This is a genomic window from Bifidobacterium callitrichos (assembly GCF_008698085.1).
In the GTDB taxonomy this organism is placed as follows: Bacteria; Actinomycetota; Actinomycetes; order Actinomycetales; family Bifidobacteriaceae; genus Bifidobacterium; species Bifidobacterium callitrichos.
On the sequence record NZ_RZJP01000001.1, the window covers coordinates 647,515 to 666,215 of the forward strand.

16 protein-coding genes are annotated in these 18,701 nt (G+C 65.6%); 3 read left to right on the forward strand and 13 right to left on the reverse strand.

Annotation, left to right across the window (positions count from 1 at the left end):
* The first annotated feature begins 17 nt into the window (after positions 1-17).
* Both EMB92_RS02865 and EMB92_RS02870 read left to right on the forward strand, forming a co-directional pair.
* Positions 18-1,052 carry a VWA domain-containing protein gene (locus EMB92_RS02865; protein WP_150393931.1) on the forward strand — a complete coding sequence of 345 codons (1,035 nt, stop codon included), beginning with the start codon at positions 18-20 and terminating at the stop codon, positions 1,050-1,052.
* Positions 1,049-1,663 (forward strand): DUF6466 family protein, encoded by a 615-nt coding sequence (locus EMB92_RS02870; RefSeq protein ID WP_150393704.1) that lies wholly within the window; start codon positions 1,049-1,051, stop codon positions 1,661-1,663. The genes EMB92_RS02865 and EMB92_RS02870 overlap by 4 nt, the downstream gene beginning before the upstream one ends.
* Positions 1,664-1,887: 224 nt before the next feature.
* Here EMB92_RS02870 and EMB92_RS02875 read toward each other — a convergent pair whose 3' ends face one another.
* From EMB92_RS02875 to EMB92_RS02935, 13 genes are all read right to left on the reverse strand, one after another.
* Positions 1,888-2,778: an aldo/keto reductase gene (locus EMB92_RS02875; protein ID WP_150393705.1), complete on the reverse strand. Its 891-nt coding sequence runs from the start codon at positions 2,776-2,778 to the stop codon at positions 1,888-1,890.
* A 118-nt stretch (positions 2,779-2,896) separates the two neighbouring features.
* Complete coding sequence (gene dnaE / locus EMB92_RS02880) at positions 2,897-6,448, reverse strand: DNA polymerase III subunit alpha (protein WP_190973532.1); 3,552 nt, start codon at positions 6,446-6,448, stop codon at positions 2,897-2,899.
* 34 nt (positions 6,449-6,482) lie between these two features.
* Positions 6,483-7,427, reverse strand: a complete 945-nt coding sequence (locus EMB92_RS02885; protein WP_043167176.1) for an RluA family pseudouridine synthase — start codon at positions 7,425-7,427, stop codon at positions 6,483-6,485.
* Entirely contained in the window at positions 7,424-7,963 is a 540-nt protein-coding gene (lspA, locus tag EMB92_RS02890) for a signal peptidase II (RefSeq protein ID WP_150393707.1), read from the reverse strand. Before lspA ends, EMB92_RS02885 begins: the two co-directional genes overlap by 4 nt.
* 20 nt (positions 7,964-7,983) lie before the next feature.
* Entirely contained in the window at positions 7,984-9,315 is a 1,332-nt protein-coding gene (locus EMB92_RS02895) for a DivIVA domain-containing protein (protein WP_140445113.1), read from the reverse strand.
* A gap of 188 nt (positions 9,316-9,503) precedes the next feature.
* A complete protein-coding gene (locus EMB92_RS02900; RefSeq protein ID WP_043167171.1) occupies positions 9,504-9,785 on the reverse strand; it encodes a YggT family protein in 282 nt (93 codons plus the stop codon).
* Between the two features lie 169 nt (positions 9,786-9,954).
* Complete coding sequence (locus EMB92_RS02905) at positions 9,955-10,470, reverse strand: cell division protein SepF (RefSeq protein WP_043167168.1); 516 nt, start codon at positions 10,468-10,470, stop codon at positions 9,955-9,957.
* Between the two features lie 40 nt (positions 10,471-10,510).
* The gene (gene ftsZ, locus EMB92_RS02910; RefSeq protein WP_150393708.1) at positions 10,511-11,872 is read right to left on the reverse strand and encodes a cell division protein FtsZ; all 1,362 of its coding nucleotides are present in this window, start codon (positions 11,870-11,872) and stop codon (positions 10,511-10,513) included.
* Positions 11,873-11,967: 95 nt separating this feature from the next.
* Positions 11,968-13,218 (reverse strand): tRNA dihydrouridine synthase DusB, encoded by a 1,251-nt coding sequence (gene dusB / locus EMB92_RS02915; RefSeq protein ID WP_190973533.1) that lies wholly within the window; start codon positions 13,216-13,218, stop codon positions 11,968-11,970.
* A gap of 1 nt (position 13,219) precedes the next feature.
* Positions 13,220-14,695, reverse strand: coding sequence for a glycine--tRNA ligase (locus EMB92_RS02920; protein ID WP_107044293.1), 1,476 nt, complete (start codon positions 14,693-14,695; stop codon positions 13,220-13,222).
* 96 nt (positions 14,696-14,791) lie between these two features.
* Positions 14,792-15,871, reverse strand: a complete 1,080-nt coding sequence (locus EMB92_RS02925; RefSeq protein ID WP_150393709.1) for a hypothetical protein — start codon at positions 15,869-15,871, stop codon at positions 14,792-14,794.
* A complete protein-coding gene (locus EMB92_RS02930; protein WP_150393710.1) occupies positions 15,868-16,521 on the reverse strand; it encodes an ABC transporter ATP-binding protein in 654 nt (217 codons plus the stop codon). The genes EMB92_RS02925 and EMB92_RS02930 overlap by 4 nt, the downstream gene beginning before the upstream one ends.
* On the reverse strand, positions 16,506-17,693 hold the full coding sequence (locus EMB92_RS02935; RefSeq protein ID WP_150393711.1) for a peptidoglycan-binding domain-containing protein: 1,188 nt from the start codon (positions 17,691-17,693) through the stop codon (positions 16,506-16,508). Before EMB92_RS02935 ends, EMB92_RS02930 begins: the two co-directional genes overlap by 16 nt.
* 210 nt (positions 17,694-17,903) lie before the next feature.
* On the opposite strand from EMB92_RS02935, the gene EMB92_RS02940 reads away from it, so the two are divergent.
* Positions 17,904-18,701, forward strand: coding sequence for a hypothetical protein (locus EMB92_RS02940; RefSeq protein ID WP_150393712.1), 798 nt, complete (start codon positions 17,904-17,906; stop codon positions 18,699-18,701).

Below are 18,701 nucleotides of genomic sequence, written 5' to 3' on the forward strand. Positions count from 1 at the left end.
CGAATCCGTTGAATGCACTGACGTCGCTGACCCTCTCCCCCGCGCTCGGCTGGCTTGCGGGCGGTGCGATCGCGACGCTGATGATCATGCTCGCCGTCGTCGAGATCGTACGGCATGCACGTGGTCGTGCCGGCGACGAGACGGTAGGCTCGTGCGTCAGGCGCACGCTCGTCTGTCTGATCGCGGCGCTGATGATGCTCACGCCGAGCGTCGTCTCGTCGACCACGTCGCGTGCGGTGAACGCCACCGATGTGGTCGTGGCGGTCGATGTGACCGGTTCGATGGCCGTCTCGGACGCGAAATACGGTTCCGATGAGACGATCACGCGTCTGGATGCGGCGCGCAGGGCCGTGGACGATCTGACGAACCTGTATGCGGATGCGAGTTTCGCCGCAATGCGGTTCGGGGCGTCCGGCACGCTTGACGTACCGCTCACCCCGGATGCGCCGGCGATCCGCAACTGGGCCGCGACGCTCGCTCCCGAGGCGACGAGCGTGTCGAGCGGTTCGTCGCTCGATGCGCCGCTCGACTCGTTGGTCTCCACGTTGAAGCAGATGCGCGATCTGCATCCCGATGATGCGATCGTACTGTATATGATCACCGACGGCGAGCAGACCTCCGCGCGTACGCGACGCACGTTCTCGACGCTACGCAGCTATCTGACCGACGCGTTCACCGTGGGCGTCGGATCGACGCAGGGCGGCAGGATCCCGCGAATCGCCGATGGTGTGAGCGCACAGAACTCCAACGGGCAGTCCGATCAGCAGTGGGTGACGGACCCCGATACCGGACAGCCCGGCATCTCGAAGATGGACGAAGGCAACCTCAAGGACATCGCCGACGAGATGGGCGGATCGTATCTGCCCGTCTCCGCCGCCAAAACCATGAAGGACGGGCTGTCGGCCAAGGCATCCACCCAGTGGAAGATCACGTCCACGGCCAAGTCCCGCACCCGTACGACGCCCGTCGTATGGCCGTTGGCGATCGTGATGGCTCTGCTGCTGGCATGGGAGGCCGGCGCACAGATCGTACTGTCGAGGAGGCTGATATGACCAGCGAAACCGATATGCGCGTCACGAACGCCGCACGCACGGCGAGTCCTCGGGCAGCACTGCCCGTGCGCATCCTGCTCATCGTCGTGGCCGTGGCAGCCCTGGTCACGGCCGGTCTCGCTCTGACGAACCTCGTGGCGGTCGGCCAGTTCAATCAGGCGACCGCCACTCTGACGCGCAACATCAAGGCCGCGGACAAGGAAGACGCCGATCTCGCCACGCTCAAGGCGAGTCAGCAGCAGACCGACGCCCAGTTCAGGGAGGCCGCCACGCTCGAAGCCGCGCTGCTGCCGAACGTGCGGTCGTCATTAAGGACGAACACCGAGATCTCCCGTCAGCTCACCGCATTGATCGAGCGGCGTCTCGCCGAGCAGCAGGGGTCGTCCTCGTCCGGCAACGGAACGAACGGCTCCGGCAGTGGCTCCGACGATACAGGCGCCGCCACGAACAACCAGGACAACTCCTCCAACGGCCCGGCACTCACCGATCAGCAGAGGGCTCAGGTGGAGCAGCTGCTCAGATCCAACCAGCAGTCCACCGACACCAGCACCTCCACCCAGCAGACCCCCAGCAAGAAGGCCGACCAGAATCAAACCACCAAACCCTGGTGATCGGGCGCTTAATCAGGATTCTCAGTCAGCAGCGCGCGAACGTGAGTTCGTCACTATCCGAGCCGCCGTTATGTGACGATGCACGACCATAGGCTTGGCTGCTGAGCCGTTAACATGTGCAATCCAGTGGATTGCACATAGGCGAAGCGAGCAGCTATGCTGCGAGGCCGGGTGCCTTGAGTGTGTCGTGCATCGTCACATAACGGCGGCGACCTAACAGAGGACTAGATGTTGCCGCGCGAGTGCTGGTTGGCCCACGACTGCGATTGGACGAACGTGGCCGGATCCGCGCTCACGCGTCCTTCGGGTGTGTCGAGCGCGTCGATGGCCGCCAGTTCGGCGTCGGTGAGATCGAACGACGCCGCGGCAAGGTTCTGACGCATGCGGTCGGGGTGCTTGGACTTCGGGATGACGACGCGTCCCTCCTGCGTGTGCCAGCGCAACACGACCTGGGCGGGCGTGACCTGATGCGCCTGCGCGGCGGCGAGCACCGGTTCCGCGTTCATGTCGGAACCGTGGCCGAGCGGGCTGTACGCCTCCACGGTGATGCCATGGTCCTTGCAATAGGCGATGTTCGCCGGCTGGCTGAACCGCGGGTGCACCTCGATCTGGTTGACTGCCGGGGCCGCGCCGGAGTCATCGATGATGGCCTCAAGATGCTCGGGCAGGAAGTTGCTGACGCCCGGCACGCGGATGAGTCCGGCGTCGCGCAGGTCGAGCAGCGAGCGCCACGTCTCGCGGTACAGGTCGACGGCGGCGAACGGCCAGTGGATCAGGTACATGTCGACGTGGTCGAGGCCGAGCTTGTCGAGCGAGCGTTCGAGGGCGATGCGTGCGGGTTCACGTCCCTGGTCGCAGTTGCGCAGCTTGGTGGTGACCCAGACCTTGCCGGTCATGCCGGTGGCCTTGAGCGCCTCGCCGACCTCCTTCTCGTTGTAGTAGGCGGCGGCCGTGTCGATGTGACGGTAGCCGATCGCGAGCGCGTCCTCGACGGCCCGCTGCGTGTCCTCGGGCGGAATCTGGAAGACGCCGAATCCGATCTGCGGAATGACGGTGTGATTCGCGTCGTTCAACGTGAGTTCCGGCGATTCAAGTGCTGCTTCCCCAAGTGTCATGACAAGTCCTCCCAACCTGTGCGACGATTGTGCGCCGATGCGTAACCGGCCAGCCTGCCGGTCCGGGAGGGTCTGCCCCGGACCGTCCTTCACCGCCTTATCCTACACGTGTGAGCTTTCACGCGGCGGGCAGGCACCGAGGTCCGAACAGGATCTTGAGTTCGGCGAAGAGCGAGGTATCGCGTTTGACGCGGAACCGGTCGCCGAAGGTCATGACCTCGGCGTCGCCCTTCTCGTTCATGATCGCGAGTCTGACCTCACAGTATCCCGGATGGTTGGTGAGCACCTGTCCGAGCTTCATCATGTGCGGCCGGTCGACCGCCACTTCGGGCAGGGTGATGACCAATGGGCGTTCATCCTCCGCCTCCAATGACGGCACCTGCATTTCGGTGGCGCGCAGCGAGACGGTCTCGTCGCGCAGTTCGACCTGCCCGCGGATCTGGACGATCTGGTCGACGGTGAGTTCGGTTGCAGCGGCTTCGTACACCTTGCCGAAGAACAGGCATTGGATGGAGCTTTCCAGATCCTCGATGGTGACGATCGCCCACGCGTTGCCCTTCTTGGAGACGCGGCGGTCCACGTTGGTGACGAGTCCGGCGAGGGTGACCTGCTGGCCGTCGCCCATGGTGCGAGCACGGTCGATGAGATGCGCGATCGACATCTCGCGCAGACCCGCCAGCACGGCGGACATGCCGGAAAGCGGATGGTCGGAGACGTACAGGCCGAGCATCTCGCGTTCGAAGTTGAGCTTGGTCTTCTTGTCCCACTCCTCCACGTCGGGCACGGTGATGGACGCGTCACCCATCGCCTCGGCGCCACCGTCCTCGTCGTCGGAGAACAGGTCGAACTGGCCCTCGGCCTGCTTGCGTTTGAGGCTGACGACCGAATCGATGGCGGCTTCGTGGATTTCGTAGAGCGCGCGACGGTTGGGGTCGATGGAATCGAACGCGCCCGCCTTGATCAGGGACTCGACGAGGCGCTTGTTGAGCGCGGTCAGGGGCACGCGGCGGATGAAGTCCATGAAGTTCACATACCGGCCATGACCGCCGGAACGTTCCGCGATGATGTCGGCCACCGGCTTCTCGCCCACGTTACGGATCGCACCCAAGCCGAAGCGCACCACGTCACCCACGGCCGAATACGCGAACTGCGACTCGTTGACGTCCGGCGACAGCACCTGGATGCCCATGCGCCGCGCCTCACCCAAATACAACGCGGTCTTGTCCTTGTTGCCCTTCGCGCCCTGCAGGAGGGCCGCCATGAACTCCACCGGATAATGCGTCTTCAAGTACGCGGTCCAATACGAGATCAAACCATACGCGGCCGAATGCGCCTTGTTGAACGCATACCCGGAGAACGGGACCAGCACGTCCCACACGGCCTGCGACGCCTCCTCGGAATAGCCGTGCTCCTTCATGCCCGCGAAGAACGGGATCTTCTCCTTGGCCAGCACCTCCGGCTTCTTCTTGCCCATCGCACGCCGCAGCACGTCGGCCTTGCCCAGCGAGTACCCCGCCAGGATACGCGCCGCCGACTGCACCTGCTCCTGGTAGATGATCAGACCATACGTCTCGTCAAGCACCTGACGAAGCGGCTCGTCCAGCTCCGGATGGATCGGCGTGATCCGCTGCAACCCGTTCTTGCGCTTGGCGTAGTTGATATGCGACTCCATCGACATCGGGCCCGGACGATACAGCGCGATCAATGCCGAGATGTCGTTGAAGTTATCCGGCTTCAACATCTTGAGCAGGCTGCGCATGCCGTCGGAATCCAACTGGAACACGCCCAGCGTGTCACCACGCGACAGCAGCTCGTACGTGGCCCTGTCATCCAGCGGGATCTTCGTGTAGTCGATCGCGGGCTTGCCGTTCGCCTCGATGTTCCGAAGCGTGTCCTGGATGATCGTCAGGTTGGACAACCCCAGGAAGTCCATCTTCACCAAGCCCAGCGTCTCGCACGTGTGATACTCGAACGTGGTCGTCACCGTGCCATCCGTACGCTCCAACAGGGGCGACGTATCCGTGATCGGCTCGCTACCCATGATCGTCGCACACGCATGCACACCCGTCTGACGAATCAGACCCTCGATCGTCTTCGCCTTGTCGACGACCATGTGCACGTCATGATCCGACTCGTAGAGTTCACGGAACTCACGCGCCTCCGCATACCGCTTCGACGTCGGATCGAAGATCTCCTTGAGGCTCGCGTCCTTGCCGTTCTTCGACGGGGGCAGCGCCTCGGTGACCTTCGTGCCCATCGCGAACTCGTAGCCCATGATGCGAGCCGAATCCTTCAACGCCTGCTTCGTCTTGATCACACCGTAGATCACGCACTGCGCGACCTTGTCACGCCCGTACTTCTCACCGCAGTAGTCGATCACATGCAGACGACCCTCCGGGTCGAAGTCCACATCAATATCCGGCAAGCTCACACGCTCCGGATTCAGGAACCTCTCGAAGATCAGACCATGCTTCAACGGATCCAGCTCCGTGATGCCCATCGCATACGCCACCATCGACCCCGCAGCAGAACCACGACCCGGACCCACCATGATCCCGTGATCCTTCGCCCACTGGATGTAATCCGCCACCACCAGGAAGTAACCGCAGAACTGCATCTGACAGATCACACCACACTCGTAATCCGCCTGACGGGACACATGCTCCGGCACATTGCCGTCATACCGACGCTCCAGACCCTCCTCCACCTTCCTGAGGAACAGACTCGCCTCGTCCCACCCCTCCGGACAGTCGAACTGCGGCATGAACGCGCCGTCCTCGTGATCATCGAAGATCACGTTGCACCGCTCCGCGATCTCCAACGTGTTATCACACGCCTCCGGAAACTCCCGGAACAACTCACGCATCTCCTCCGCGGGCTTGATGTAATAGCCCGTGCCATCGAACTTGAACCGGTTCGGATCATCCAGATGCGAACCCGAGTTGATGCACAGCATCGCATCCTGCGCCTCCGCGTCCTCCGCATGCACGTAATGCGAATCGTTCGTGGCCAACAACGGCGCGTTCAGCCGCCTGGCGATGTCCAGCAGACCCGACGTCACCTGCCTCTCGATCCTCAGACCATGATCCATCAGCTCGATATAGAAATTGTCACGCCCGAAGATATCCTGAAACTCCCCCGCCGCACGCAACGCCTCATCGAACTGACCCAAACGCAGCCTCGTCTGGATAATGCCCGACGGACAACCCGACGACGCGATCACACCCCTCGAATAGGTCGCGAGCACCTCCTTGTCCATACGCGGATAACGCTGCACACGACCCTCGAGGTTCGCCACCGACGACGCCTTGATGAGATTCACCAGACCCTCATCGTTCTCCGCCCACATCGTCATGTGCGTGATCAGACCGCCACCGGAAACGTCATCACTGCGCTGCTCCTCGGTACCCCAATGCACGCGCGACTTGTCCTGACGCGCCGTCTCCGGCGTCACATACGCCTCGATCCCGATGATCGGCTTGACACCATTGGCCACACAGTTCGTATACATCTCATACGCGCCATGCATGTTGCCATGATCCGTAATGGCGACCGCCGGCATACCCAGTTCAGCCGTATACTTCGCCAGATCCGGGATCTTGGACGCCCCATCGAGCAGCGAGTAGTGCGTGTGGTTATGCAGATGAACGAAGTTTCCCGAATCAGCCATGCGTTCCAGCATACCGCCGGGCCCGCCCGGCAGGTCAGTCGGCGGCCACCACGTCGTCGTTCTTGTGGCGGGCGCGCATGACCTCCAGCGCGTGGTCGAGATCGGCCGGGTATTGCGAGGTGACGGTCGTCCACACGCGGGTGCGCGGGTGGCGGAACTCGAGCTGCATCGCGTGCAGCCACTGGCGGTCGAGGCCGACCTCCTCGGCCAGCACCGGGTTCGCGCCGTACATGTGGTCGCCGACGAGCGGATGCCCGATCGAGGAGAAGTGCACGCGGATCTGATGCGTACGGCCGGTCTCGAGGTTGACCGACACCAGCGTCGCCTCTCCCCCGAATCGCTCCATCACATCCCAGTGCGTGACGGCAGGTTTGCCGGCGGGCGTCACGCAGAAGCGGAAGTCGGACACCTTCGCTCGTCCGATCGGCGCCTCGATGGTGGCCTTGTCCTGTTTGAGGGAGCCCTGCACGAGCGCATGATAGGTCTTGACGACCTCATGTTCGGCGAACTGACGGCGCATCTCCACGTATGCCAGATCGGATTTGCATACGAGCATCAAGCCGGATGTGCCGACGTCGAGACGGGAGACGATGCCCTCGCGCCCGGCGGCGCCATACGAGGTGATGTGCACGCCGCGATCGCGCAGCGAGCCGAGCACGGTGGGGCCTGTCCATCCGACGGAGGCGTGGGCGGCGACGCCGACCGGCTTGTCGACCACCACCACGTCATCATCCTCGTAGACGACGGCCATGTCATCGGCTATCGGTTCGGGGGTCTGCTGCTCTTCGGCGAGATCGAATTCCACTGTCTCACCGGACTGCAGCGTGCCCGACTTGGCGATGCTGCGGTCGAGCACGCGCGCCTGACCGGAATCGATGAGTTCGGCGGCCTTGGAGCGGGAGACGCCCAACATCTTCGCCACCGCGACGTCGAAGCGCCTGCCGACCAGCGCGTCGGGGGCTGGGACAAGACGGCTCATGCCGCACTGCCCTTCTCGCTCGCACCCCGCTTCTCGTCGAGGTCCTTCTGGCTGAACGGCACGTTCGCGAGGATCATCGCGACGATGACGACGCCGGCGATGACCAGATACACATCCGCCACGTTGCCGACGGACCAGCCGTAGTTGAGGAAGTCGACGACCTTGCCGTTGAGGAACCCGTCGGCATAGACGACGCGGTCGATGAGATTGCCGAAGGCGCCGGCGAACGCGAACGCGAACGCGGTGGTCCATGCCATGGAGATGGTGCGCACGGTCACGACGATCAGTGCGATGCATGCGACTATCGCGAGCAGCGAGATCATCCATGTGGATCCCGAACCGAAGCCGAGGGAGGCACCCGGGTTACGCACCAGCGTGAACGACAGCAGACCGGGAATGACGGGAATCGTACGACCGTCGCCGAGCACGTCCAACGCCCACAGTTTGGTGAGCTGGTCGACGATCAGCGCGACGACGGCGACACAAGCAAAGACGGCCACGCGTATGCGCAGCCGTCCCTTTCGAATCGTTTCCATAGAGCGGATTCAGTCCGAAATCACTCGCCGGACTGCTCGGTTCGGCTGTAGTTGTTCGTATCCGAGACCTGATTGACCAGCTGGCCGAGGAAGTCGGTCAGGCGGGCACGGTATTCGGCTTCGAACTGCTTGAGACCCTGGATGTTGCCCTCGATGAGCTTGGACTCATTGGTGAGGTTGGTGCGCACCTGATCGGCGTAGTCGTCGGCGGCGGCACGGGTCTTCTTGCTGTAACCGTCGGACTCGGCGCGCAGCTTCTTGTCGTACGCGACGGCGTCCGCACGAACCTTCTTGTCGTAGTCGGCGGCGCGGCGCTGAACCTCGGCCTCGTACTGATCGGCCTCGTTGTGCTTCTCGGTGAGGTAGGTGTCGGCATCCTGACGGGTCTTGACGGAGTAGGCGTCGGCCTCGGAGCGGGTGCGGTCGGAGTAGGCGTCGGCCTCGGAGTGGACGCGCTTGTTGTAGTCGTCGGCCTCGGTGCGGGTGCGATCGTTGTAGTCGTTGGCCTTGCCGATGAGGTCGTTGTAGTCGCGCTGGCTCTTCTCGGAGATCTCCTTCGCCTTGGCCTTGCCCTTGTCGACGTACTGGTCGTGCAGCTGCATGGCCAGGGTCAGCATGGCGGTGGCGCGCTCGGGCTCGGTGCCCGCACCGGCTGCGGCGCCGGCGATCTTCTGCAGGGAGCCGGTTTCGGTGCTCGGCTCGACCTTGGAGACCTGCTCGCGCAGCTGGTTCTCGCGCTGCTTGGATTCCTCGAGCTGGCGGGTCAGGTTGGCGATCTGCTGCGCCTGCTGCTGCACGCCGGCGGCCTGCTGCTGGAAGGCGGCCACCTGACGGGACAGATCCTCGTTCTGGGAGCGGAACTGGTCGCGCTCCTTCTGGATGGCGGCGATCTGCTGCGCGACGGCATCCTGGTTGCCGGAGGCCTGCGCGACCTGTGCGGTCAGCTGGTCGATCTGAGCGTTGAGCTGATCGGTCTGCGCCTTGAGCTGCTCGTTCTGGGAGGTCAGCGCACGGTTGGACTCCTCGGCCTCGGACAGCTTGGCGGCCACGACCTGGGCGTTCTGATCTCCCTTGCCGGCCCCCTGCTGCATTGCATCCTTCAGCTGCTTGTTCTCATCCTGCAGCTGCTGAACCTGAGCGTTGAGATCGGAGATCTTCTTGTTGAGTGCGGTAACGTCCGGACCCAACGACTGAGTCGCCTGACCGCCCGCAACGGCCTGCTTGCCGAGCGCTTCGACGGTTTCAGTGACCTGGTCAAGGAAATCGTCGACCTCGTCGACGTCATATCCTTCCTTGAAACGCACCGTCTGGAACGTGCGCTCCCTGATGTCTTTCGGCGTCAACAGAGCCATAAATCTTACACCTCGCTTTGGGGCTGTGCCTCGCTTACGTTGGTATCAGATACGACCTTACCACGGACATGAGCCTTTATGGAGTTTTCGTGGCTTTTACGAAAAGATTGCGGGCATATCCCGTGAAATATCGGGGGCAAACGCCGACATACCCCCGATATCACCCGATATCCTCGCACGCGGCCCGATCAGATCAGCACGCGCAGCACCACCAGCAGGAAGTACAGGACGATGAAGCTCAGGTCGAGCGCCACCGGACCGAGCCTGAGCGGCGGGATGTAGCGTCGCAGCCAGTTGAGCGGCGGATCGGTGATCCGATAGATGATGTCGATGATCGTGTAGACGAAGCCACGCGGACGCCACATCGGGGACAGCATCGCGACCCAGTCGAGGATCATGCGGATGAACAGCACGGTGATGTAGGCGTCGATAAGACCGTCGAGCAGACGCATCAGGATGATGAAAAGCATATACGACACCGTATCAAGCCTCATGGAATGTTCGTGCAACGTTCGCTGTGAACGGACTGGATGTGAGCCGGATCATGTCCGCTTACGCGAAACGGGACCGGAGCGTAAAGGTCCGATCCCGTTTCGATGAACGTGTCCGTCCGATATGGACGCCCGTCCTAGTCGCCGATCATTCGGTGAACAGATCGTGGGCGCTGTTGGCGGTGATGGGCTCCTCCACCTTGATGTTCACCTGGGAGGGGCTCAGGAGAAACACGCGCGGGGTGACGCGCTCCATCGAACCATGCACGCCGAACACCACGCCGGCGGAGAAGTCGACGATGCGGTAGGCCACGGCCTCGGGCACGCCAGTGAGATTGAGCACGACGGGCACGCCGTCGCGGATCGCACGACCGACCATCTGCGCGTCCTCATAGGACTTCGGATGGATGGTGGTGATGCGGTTCATGCGATTCTGGAACGGACTCGCCGTACGCGTGGTGGAGCCGGAGGACAGCGTGGGGCCGGACTGGGCCGGCTTGGCCGCCGGCATCGGCGTGACCACGCGATCCGAGTCGAACGCCGGCGCGGACGTCGCGGCGGAGACCGGAGTATCGGGCTCGTCGGCGACGTCGAAATCGTCATCGTCCTCAGCCACGTCCGACATGCCCAGATAGGACATCGCGTTCTTCATGAATCCAGCCATGCCTCAATCCTTTCTTTAGTCAGTCTCGTCCGTGGTGGTTTCAGCGCAGGAAGTCGGGGATGTCCAGATCACCCGGATCGTTCGCATCCGGCGTGTACGTGGTCTGCGGGTACTGCGGGTACGGCTGCTGCGGGTAGCCGGGGGCCGGCGCGAAGGTGAACGGCGACGTGCTCGGCGGCACCTGCTGCGGCTGGGCCGGGGCGACCGGCTGCTGGACCGGGATCTGACCGGTCTGCGTCACAGCCGGCTGGGCCGGGGCGACCGGGGTCGCCTGCGGGGCCGGGTTCTGGGTCTGTGCCGGAGCCGGATTGTCGGCCGGAGCGGTCTGCTGCTGCGGCTGGGCGGCCGGAGTCTGTCGGGCGGGCTGCTGGGCCGCCGGGGCGGCGGCGCGCTGTGGCACGACGGGCATGCCCGCGGCGGCGGCATTGGCCGCCGCCTGCTTGGCGGTGTCGAAGCCGGCGGCGATGACGGTGACGCGCACCTCGTCGCCATAGGCGTCGTCGAGCGCGAGACCCCAGATGATCTGGGCCTCCGGGTGGATGGCCTTGCGCACCAGTTCGACGGCGGCGGAGGCCTCCTGCAGACCGATGTCGGTCGGGCCTGCGACGTTGATGAGCGCACCGTGGGCGCCTTCGATGCTCTCCTCGAGCAGCGGGGAGCTGATGGCCAGCTCGGCGGCCTGGGTGGCGCGGTCCTCGCCCCGTGCGGAGCCGATGCCGAACAGCGCGGTGCCGGCGCCACGCAGAATCGCGGTGACGTCGGAGAAGTCGACGTGGATGTAGGAGTTGGAAGTGATCAGATCGGTGATGCCCTGCACGCCGGAGAGCAGTGCGGAATCGGCGGTCTTGAAGGCGTCCATGATCGTGATCGAACGGTCGGACAGCTCCAGCAGTCGATCGTTCGGGATGACGATGAGGGCGTCGACCTCCTGACGCAGGTTGTCGATGCCGAGTTCGGCGGAGGCGGAGCGCTGCGGACCCTCGAACGAGAACGGACGGGTGACCACGGCGATGGTCAGCGCGCCCTGCTGGTGGGCTGCACGTGCGACGATCGGGCTGGCGCCGGTACCGGTGCCACCGCCCTCGCCGCAGGTGACGAAGACCATGTCGGCGCCCTTGACGGCCTCCTCGATGTCGGACTGGTGGTCCTGAGCGGCCTTGGCACCCTTCTCGGGGTCGGCGCCCGCTCCCAGGCCGCGGCTGGACTGATCGGACAGGGAGATCTTCACATCGGCGTCGGAGCGCAGCAGATCCTTGGCATCGGTGTTCACTGCGATGAATTCGACATTCTGCAAGCCCTCGGCGATCATGCGGTTGACGGCGTTGCCACCGGCACCGCCTACGCCGACGACCTTGATGTTGGTCCTGTCGTTCAACTCCTCGTTCTGGGCGATCTCGCTCACGTTGTGCTCCTGTCACTTCACGGTTACACCCTAGACTAGCGCAGGGCCACGCCGTATTGTGTGATATTTTCGCGCGTGTAGCGCACATTTATAGCTTAGTAACTGGCGTCCATCGGGTCGTCGCCGAAGAGGGTCTCGCGCTCCTCGTGGCTGGTGGTGCGCGACTCGAGCCAGCCGTAGGGCAGGTGGACCTTCTTGGCGAAGCGCACGCGGCCGCGCGGCTTGTCGACCACACGGGGCGGGAACTCGACCGTCGGGTCGAGCCGGCCGATCTCACGGTCCACATCCTCGAGACTCTCGCATTCCATGAACGCCTTGCGCGTGGACCCGCCGACCGGGAAGCCCTTCAGATACCAGGCGATGTGTTTGCGCAGGTCATGCACGGCCATGCGCTCGTCGCCGTCGTAGAACTCGACGAGCAGGCGTGCGTGGCGTGCGATCACGCGGCACACCTCGCCAAGGGTCGGGTTGAACCGCTCGTCGGAGCCCTCGAACGCGTGCCTGATGTCGGCGAACAGCCACGGGCGCCCCTGGCATCCGCGGCCGATGGCCACGCCGTCGCAGCCGGTCTCGGCGATCATCGCGAGGGCGTCGTCGGCGCCCCAGATGTCGCCGTTGCCGAACACGGGGATCGTCAGATGCTCCTTGAGCTCGCCGATGCGGCTCCAGTCCGAGTGGCCTCCGTAGTATTCGGCGGTGGTGCGCGCGTGGAGGGTCACGGCGGCGCAGCCCTCCTCCTGGGCGATGCGCCCGGCCTCGAGGAACGTCTCGTGATCATGGTCGATGCCGACGCGGATCTTCGCGGTGACCGGGATGTTCGCCGGCTCGCACACCTTGACGACGCGTCGGATGAGCTCGGTGAAGATGTCGGTCTTCCACGGCAGGGCGGAGCCGCCGCCACGACGTGTGACCTTGGGCACCGGGCATCCGAAGTTGAGGTCGACGTGGTCGGCCATGTGCTCGTCGACGACGATCCGCGCGGCCTGTTCGACGATCGCCGGGTTCACGCCGTACAGCTGCAGCGAGCGCACGCGCTCGGTGGGCGCGAACCGGCACAGGCGCAGGGCCTTGGGGTTGCGGGCGACGAGCGCGCGGGCGGTGATCATCTCGGCCACGTACAGGCCGTCGGGGCCGTACTCCTCGCACAGCACGCGGAACGGCCAGTTGGTGACGCCGGCCATCGGTGAGAGCACGACCGGGGTGGGCACGTCGATCGGCCCGAGACGGACCGGCCTGATGACCGGTGCGGGTGCGTCGAGCGCGGCGGTATGACGCGGCGAGCGCGGATCCTCCCCCGTGAGGGAGTCGCCGCGCTCGTCGATGACGGTTTCGCTGTTGGCTGTCAACTCAGTACAGACCGCCGGCCTCGTTGATCTTCACGGAGTCGGGCCATGCCTCGCCGCCCATGGCGACGGGCTTCATCGGCACGCGGGTGCGATGCTCGCCGATGCGGGAGTCGACGTACTCGGCGACCTTGTCCAGCGAGACGCGCTCCTGGTTCATCGTGTCGCGGTCGCGGATGGTGACGGCGTGATCCTCGAGGGTGTCGAAGTCGACGGTGATGCACAGCGGGGTGCCGATCTCGTCCTCGCGGCGGTAGCGGCGGCCGATGGCGCCGGCCTCGTCGTAGTCGATCATCCACTCGTGCTGGCGCAGGTCGGCGGCCAGGTCCTGGGCGACGGTCTGCAGCTCGGGCTTCTTCGAAAGCGGCAGGACGGCGGCCTTGACCGGCGCGAGACGCGGGTCGAGGCGCAGGACGGTGCGCTTGTCGACGCCGCCCTTGGTGTTCGGGGCCTCGTCCACGTCGTAGGCGTCGACGAGGAAGCACATCAGGGAGCGGGTGAGTCCCGCGGCCGGCTCGATGACGTACGGGATGTACTTCTCGCCGGTGGCCTGGTTGAAGTAGCTCAGGTCCTCGCCGGAGTGCTTGGCGTGCGCGGACAGGTCGAAGTCGGTGCGGTTGGCCACGCCCTCGAGCTCGCCCCAGTCGGAGCCCTGGAAGCCGAACTTGTACTCGATGTCGACGGTGCGCTTGGAGTAGTGGGCCAGCTTCTCCTTCGGGTGCTCGTAGTGGCGCAGGTTCTCCGGCTTGACGCCGAGGTCCAGGTACCACTGGGTGCGGGCGTCGATCCAGTACTGGTGCCATTCCTCGTCGGTGCCGGGCTCGACGAAGAACTCCATCTCCATCTGCTCGAACTCACGGGTGCGGAAGATGAAGTTGCCGGGCGTGATCTCGTTACGGAAGGACTTGCCCATGTTGGCGATGCCGAACGGCGGCTTGGAGCGCGAGGAGGTCATCACGTTCTTGAAGTCGACGAAGATGCCCTGCGCGGTCTCCGGGCGCAGGTAATGCAGGCTGTTCTCGTCCTCGACCGGGCCGAGGTGCGTGCGCAGCATCATGTTGAAGTCGCGCGGCTCGGTCCACTTGCCGCGGGTGCCGCAGTCGGGGCACACGATGTCGGCCATGCCGTTCTCAGGCAGCTTGTCGCCGTGCTTCTCGGCGTAGCTCTCCTGGAGCTTGTCGGCGCGGTTGCGCTTGTGGCAGTTGAGGCACTCGACCAGCGGGTCGTTGAACACGGCGACGTGGCCGGAGGCGACCCACACCGGGGTCGGCAGGATGATGGACGTGTCGACGCCGACGACGTCGGGACGGGTGACGACCATCGAACGCCACCATTCGCGCTTGATGTTGTCCTTCAGGGCGACACCGAGCGGACCGTAGTCCCATGCGGAACGGGTTCCGCCGTAGATCTCGCCGGCGGGGAACACGAAACCGCGACGCTTCGCGAGGGATACGACTTCATCAAGTTTGGACTGAGCCACAATGCACCTTCTGGTATGAACGGTTTGGGGTCTTTACAACCGCTTCAGGATACCGGCACAGTCTGACAGTGGCGGCCGGACCGCCTCCGCGCCGCATCACCTCCCCTTGAACAGGCGAAACAGGCGGGATTCGCGCACGGCGAGCACGCCGGCGACGGTCGCGGCAAGGACGCCGGCGAACAGGGCGAGCGGCGAGCGGGCGGCGGCGAGGAGCACGGCCGTGGGCTCGGACGGGGAGGCGCGCAGGCAGAGCGCGGCGATCAGCGACAGGCCTGCCGCGGTCGCGCCGCCGGCCCAGACGAGGGTCTCGATCAGCGCTGCGAGCAACTGGTCCGATTTGCGTTGGCCGCAGTGAAGGGCTCCCGCGTATTCCAGACGCCGCCTGTGCACGGACGCGACGCCGATGACGAGGCCGACCGCGAGCGCCGCCCAGGGCAGCATGCGGGTCATGCGCGTCTCGTAGAGCGCCGCGGCGTTCCAGCCACGATCGAGGCTTTTGTTGAGCATGGTGGTGCCGGGGAGGGTCTGCGTGGTCGATTTGCCGGCGATGGCGGTCGTGGTAAGCAGCGATTCGACCGCGTCGGTGCGCGGCCACTGTTTGGCCCAGCATTCGCTGAACGGCTTGGCGTCGGCCGTCGCGGGGACGACGAGCGCGTAGGCGAAGCGGGTGTCGCGTCCGTCGTTCGGCCAGTCGAAGACGCCGGCGACGGAGATGTCTCCGCGGTCGGTCTCGATCGTGACGCCCTTGGCCCAGCCGAAGTCGTGGGCGAGGGTCGTGGAGACCCATACGCCGGTGGGGTCGGCGTCGGCGGCCGCGAGCAGGCCGATCATGCCGGCGGTGACCTCGTATGAGCCGATGCTGCGTCCCGGTGTCGAGCGCGGGGTGATCTGGTCGCCCTCGCGCATGGCGCCCGCGGCCTGCGGCCCGCCGTCCGCGTCGACGAGACGGTCGCAGGCGGCGCCGTCGATCACGGAGACGGGGCTGACGATGGTGGTGACGTCTGCCGCGGCACGGATGCGGGTGACGGCGTCGCGCTCCTGTCCGATGACGGCGAGCGCCTCGAATCCGCCGATGAGCGTGCCGGCCACGGCCACGGCGAGGAACCAGACCGCGGCGCGGGCGGCGCCGGAGCCGATGTTGCGCATCGCCTCGGAGAGGATGGACGCGAGTCTCATGACGTCTCCTTTCCGTACCGCGCCTGCGTCGCCGCCTCTTCCGGCGCATAGTCGGCGAGGTCGATGACCCGCCCGCAGGCGTCGCGGGTGGCGAGGTCGTGGGTGGCGACGACGACGATCATGCCGTGTCCGGCGAGGTTGCCGAGCACGCCCGAGACGCTGTGGGCGGTGCGCGTGTCCAGCTGGGCCGTGGGTTCGTCGACAAGCAGCATGTCAGGGGCCGAGCTGACGGCTCGGGCGAGCATGAGCCGTTGCGCCTCGCCGCCGGAGAGCGCGGCGAACGGGCGGTCGGCGACGGGCCCGAGATCGAACATGCCCATCGCCTCCAGCGCCTGCGGTTCCGCCTCGCGACGGCGCAGGCCCCGCGCGAGCAGCGGGAAGACGACGTGGTCGAGCGCGCTGCGTTCGGCGACGCCGTACGGGTTCTGGAACACCCAGCCGATGCGGTTCACGCCGTCGCGCGTGACCGTGCCGGAGGCGGGTTTCTCCCATCCGGCGAGGATCGACAGCAGCGTGGATTTGCCGCAGCCGCTCGGCCCGCAGATCGCCGTCGTGGTGCCCGCCTCGAGGGTGAACGACAGGTGTTCGAACAGCGTGTCCGTGCCGGGGAACCGGTGGGCGAGGTCGCGGCCGGTCACCCTCGCGGACATGTCAGCCCCCTGATCGCCCCGCCCACCTGCACCGTGGAGGGGCCGGCGGATGGTTCGGAGCCGTCGGCGGGTCTGATGAGGCTCACGCCCAGGTCCGCGCCGATCACCGTCACCGGGATCGTCCTGTCGTCGGAGGCGATGCATCCGGTATCGCCGTCGACGCCGAACACGGCGGCGGCCGGCACGCGCATCACGTCGAGAGGCTGCGTCAGGGCCACGGTGGCGTCGATCCCCTGCACGGACTCCTGCGACGCGGATTGGCCAGATGACTGGCCCGACGACTGGCCCTGCACGGACTTGGACGACGAGGATTGGGCGAACATGCGGAACTCCGGCGAGGCGGTGACGCGCGCGCAGAACTCCGGGTCGTCGATGCGCGTGGCGCCGGCCTTGAGCACGCCCTGCTGGCCGAAGACGGTGATCGTCCGGTCGGCGTTCTCGGCGGCGCCGTCCCTCAAGCTGATCGCGGTCAACGCCCCGGGGATCCGGCCGATCGTGGTTCCGGCCGTGACCATGGTGCCGGGTACGCCGTTCCAGTCGGAGACGGCCGCCTCACGCTGCGGCAGCCAGATCACGTCCGCGATGGCGAGGTTTCCGTCCAGGTCCGAGGTCACGCCGAGCCCGCGCCACAGGGCCTTGACGGCCTTGACCGTACGCGTCGTGTACCGGTCGGTGTCGGCAGGCGCGCCGAATCCGAGCCGCGCGAGTTCATCGTTGAGCGCGCGCACGTCCCTGCCCTTGTCGCCGTATTTCAGGTCGCGGTAGAGCGGGGTCGCGGTGGCGAGTGCGACGATGGGCCGTTCGTCGACCGCGAGCGCGGCTCTGCCGGAGACGAGCCCCTCGCCGGAATGGTCGGCGGTCACGGTGCCGGACGTGTTGATGAGCATCTGGCGGGATGCGGAGAACGTGGGGATGACGCTGATCTGCCTGTTCGCGTCGTAGCGCTGGATGCCGACCGGCGCGCTGGTGATCTCCTTCGCGCGCGACAGTATCGCCGGATGACGGTCGGGCAGCAGGAACGCGGCCGCGCCGACGCTGACGGCCGCGGTGAGGATGACGGCGATCAGCAGCCCGGCGACGGGGAACCTGCGTCGCACGGTGCCGCGTGGAGTACCGCGCGGCGCTCCCCGCCCCATCGACGGCCCCGATGATGCCGATGATGTCTTCGCCATGATGACCTCCCCTCCTCGCGCCCTCGCGCTCGCCCTCGCGTCCGATCGGGCTTCGATCCCGACGTCGGCTTCGGCGTCGTGTCCGATTCCATCGTTCCACGCCGTCCACGCGCACGGTCAGGCGAAGGTCAGGGCGGGGCCGCCTACGATGGAAGGTGCACAGGCCGCACAGCCGTGCGGCACAGGGGTTCTGCAGACAAGGGGGTTGAGATGGGACGACGATCATCACAGGGGTTCACACACATCCTGCGCCTGCTGGCCGCGACGTTGTCCGTGGCGTCGCTGCTCGCGGGGCTCGCGGGCTGCGCGGGGTTGACGAACGGCGCGAAATCCGCATCACCCGCATCCGGGGATCAGGGTTCGTCGACGCAGAAGCGGGATTCCTCGCAACAGCAGGGGCCGGTCTCGACGCTGCTCGACGCCGACGGCAACGGGCGGCTGGCGAGCTCGCTGTCCGCCTACATCGACGAGGTGCTCGCCGACCCGTACGTGTCGGACTACGAGCGCCCGTTCCTCGAACAGGCCAAGAAGGAGGGGCGGGTGTCGACAACCGTCTATGAGAAGGTCTGGTCGGACTACAAGACGTGCATGGTCGACCACGGCTTCCCCGAGCCGAAGCTCGAACGGTTCCCGAACGGCATGATGGACATCATGCAGCACGCCGTCGGCACCGATGAGCAGGAGGAGCGGTGGCGCGACGCCTACGCCGACTGCTACCTGCGGTTCTCCCACGTACAGGGACTGTACGGTCAGCAGCAGGGCAACCCGAACCTGTACGCCAACGTCGACGAGGCGGTCGTCGACTGCATGCGGCGCGAGGGCGTGGTGCCCCCGAGCTACACGGTCAAGGACTTCAACGACGGGCAGACCCTGCTCCAGACGGAGGGTTGGACGGACGCGAAGGACAAGCTCGGCTACGATTTCGGGGACGCGCGCGTGCGCGGCTGCAAGGCGTCGCAGGGCTGGTCGTCAAGCAGCGCCGACGACCCCGTGGAGTACCTCTGGTAG

Bases quoted from the DNA above. Each gene is read 5' to 3' on its own strand.
- EMB92_RS02935 (WP_150393711.1), bottom strand. From the start codon at position 17,693: ATGGCGAAGACATCATCGGCATCATCGGGGCCGTCGATGGGGCGGGGA.
- EMB92_RS02875 (WP_150393705.1), bottom strand. From the start codon at position 2,778: ATGACACTTGGGGAAGCAGCACTTGAATCGCCGGAACTCACGTTGAAC.
- EMB92_RS02905 (WP_043167168.1), bottom strand. From the start codon at position 10,470: ATGGCTGGATTCATGAAGAACGCGATGTCCTATCTGGGCATGTCGGAC.
- EMB92_RS02870 (WP_150393704.1), top strand. From the start codon at position 1,049: ATGACCAGCGAAACCGATATGCGCGTCACGAACGCCGCACGCACGGCG.
- EMB92_RS02900 (WP_043167171.1), bottom strand. From the start codon at position 9,785: ATGCTTTTCATCATCCTGATGCGTCTGCTCGACGGTCTTATCGACGCC.
- EMB92_RS02885 (WP_043167176.1), bottom strand. From the start codon at position 7,427: ATGAGCCGTCTTGTCCCAGCCCCCGACGCGCTGGTCGGCAGGCGCTTC.
- EMB92_RS02940 (WP_150393712.1), top strand. From the start codon at position 17,904: ATGGGACGACGATCATCACAGGGGTTCACACACATCCTGCGCCTGCTG.
- dnaE (WP_190973532.1), bottom strand. From the start codon at position 6,448: ATGGCTGATTCGGGAAACTTCGTTCATCTGCATAACCACACGCACTAC.
- EMB92_RS02930 (WP_150393710.1), bottom strand. From the start codon at position 16,521: ATGTCCGCGAGGGTGACCGGCCGCGACCTCGCCCACCGGTTCCCCGGC.
- lspA (WP_150393707.1), bottom strand. From the start codon at position 7,963: ATGGAAACGATTCGAAAGGGACGGCTGCGCATACGCGTGGCCGTCTTT.
- EMB92_RS02925 (WP_150393709.1), bottom strand. From the start codon at position 15,871: ATGAGACTCGCGTCCATCCTCTCCGAGGCGATGCGCAACATCGGCTCC.
- EMB92_RS02895 (WP_140445113.1), bottom strand. From the start codon at position 9,315: ATGGCTCTGTTGACGCCGAAAGACATCAGGGAGCGCACGTTCCAGACG.